Origin of the sequence: Micromonospora sp. NPDC047620, from assembly GCF_043205005.1 — a bacterium.
In the GTDB taxonomy this organism is placed as follows: Bacteria; Actinomycetota; Actinomycetes; order Mycobacteriales; family Micromonosporaceae; genus Micromonospora.
On the sequence record NZ_JBIDDG010000135.1, the window covers coordinates 1 to 1,263 of the forward strand.

Sequence of the window (1,263 nt, forward strand, 5' to 3'; positions counted from 1 at the left end):
CGCGCGGCCTGGGCGGTCGGATCGCGCTGCGGATCGGGGATGCGGAGTATCCGAACATCGGCCGAGTGTGCATGGATCAGCTGGTCGTGGATCTGGGCGAGAACCGGCAGGGAGTGCAGGAGGGGGATCGCGCGGTGCTGTTCGGCGGGGCCCCGGGTGATCCGCACGCCCAGCGGTGGGCGGAACTGATGAACACCATCCATTACGAGATCGTGTGTTCCCCGCGCGGCCGTGTCGTGCGAGGCTATACCGGACAGGCAGGGGTGGTGTGATGGAACCCGAACGGGCACATCAGTTTCGGAGCGCGCGCCGGTTGCGGTCCACACTGCTGCGTGGCGGGGTGGCGTCGGCGAGTGTGCTGGGCGCGCTGGCCGGTGCGCAGGCCCTGCGGCGAATGGGTGCGGCCGTCGCCTGGCCGGCTCGCGGTGACGACCTGCGCGACGAGGATTTCACGCTGCTGGACCGCGATCCCGCCCGCCGGGTGGTGGCCGACGACGGCGTACCGCTGGCCGCGCGGGTCGTCGGCGCCGAGAACCCCGCTGCCACCGTCGTTTTCGTGCACGGATTCTGTAACAGCATGCACTCGTTCCACTTTCAGCGCCGCGATCTGGCGCGGCAGTGGGGCGCGGAGGTCCGCATGGTGTTCTTCGATCTGCGCGGGCACGGCAGTTCCGGCACGCCGAGCACTGCGAATTGCACGGTTCCACAGCTGGGACGCGACCTGCTGCGGGTGATCGAGGATTGTGCGCCCGACGGCCCGCTGGTGCTGGTGGGGCATTCCATGGGTGGGATGGCGATTCTCGCGGCGGCCGCACGGGATCCGCAATTGTTCGAGCGCCGCGTGCTGGCCTCCGCACTGCTGTCCACCACCGCGGCCGGGGTGACCCGCGCCGGTGCGGCACAGTTGTTGCGCAGTCCGGCAATCGACGGGTTCCGGGTGCTCGCCCACACCTCGCCGGCGCTGGTGCAGGCGGGGCGGGTCACGGCCCGTCAGCTGATCACCCCGGTGCTGCACGTCAGTTCGTTCCACGGCGACGTCAGTCCCACGCTGTCGCGATTCACCACCTCGATGATCGATCGCACGCCGGTCGAGACCATCGTGAAATTTCTCGAAGCCCTGCACGTGCACGACGAATCGGCGGCGCTGCCGGTGCTCGCGCCGCGGCCGGCGCTGGTCGTCGGCGGCGACCACGACCAGATCATCCCCTTACGCAAATCGCGGGAACACGCCCCCCCGCTGCCGGACGCCCATATGATAACGGT

The 1,263-nt window shown here is 69.5% G+C and carries 2 protein-coding genes; both read left to right on the top strand.

What is annotated here, in order from left to right; genetic code table 11:
* Nucleotides 1–272 (top strand): alanine racemase C-terminal domain-containing protein (locus ACGF5C_RS34730; RefSeq protein WP_393308650.1); only part of this gene is annotated, 272 nt, incomplete at its 5' end.
* On the top strand, nucleotides 272–1,263 hold a 992-nt coding region (locus ACGF5C_RS34735; RefSeq protein WP_393308652.1), incomplete at its 3' end, for an alpha/beta fold hydrolase. The genes ACGF5C_RS34730 and ACGF5C_RS34735, both read left to right, overlap by 1 nt.